The sequence below is a fragment of the Shewanella sp. KT0246 genome (genome assembly GCF_019654955.1).
GTDB lineage: Bacteria > Pseudomonadota > Gammaproteobacteria > Enterobacterales > Shewanellaceae > Shewanella > Shewanella goraebulensis.
The window spans coordinates 1-471 of the sequence record NZ_BPEV01000145.1; the positions used below are offsets into that span (position 1 = coordinate 1).

Genomic DNA, 471 nt, shown 5'->3' on the forward strand with positions numbered 1-471 from the left:
GGTTACTGCGACACTGAGCCCTGCAACTGTTACTGGTGGCGGTGGTTGGAGTGGCACTGGAGTGTCAGGTAATCAGGTGACTTTCACTGGTGGAAGTGCACAAATTCAGTTAAGTCGAACGACCTTAGGTAGCGTGACAATGGGTGTGACGGGATCAGTTCCCGGCGCCAAGCCTTTTAGCCAAACTCTCTGCCGTGTAGGCAATTCTGCACCCTCTGTAGCAAACTGTACGCTAACTTATGCAGACAGTGGCTTTGTATTCGGCGATATTAATGCGTCACCAAACAATGGCATTCCGGATGAATTCTCTAATAAACCGTCACAGAATATTCTCGTTAACGCAGTGAAGAAAGATGAAGTGACGAAGCAATGTATAGCGGGGTTCGCCAATGGAACTAAATCGGTGGCATTTTGGAGCAGCTATACCAGCCCAAGTACAGGATCACAGAAAGTCAAAGTGACCTCAGGATC

Annotated in this window: 1 protein-coding gene; it reads left to right on the forward strand. The window is 48.4% G+C overall.

The window, feature by feature from the left end:
* Positions 1 to 471 (forward strand): DUF6701 domain-containing protein (locus K5Q58_RS20885; protein WP_374758534.1); only part of this gene is annotated, 471 nt, incomplete at both ends.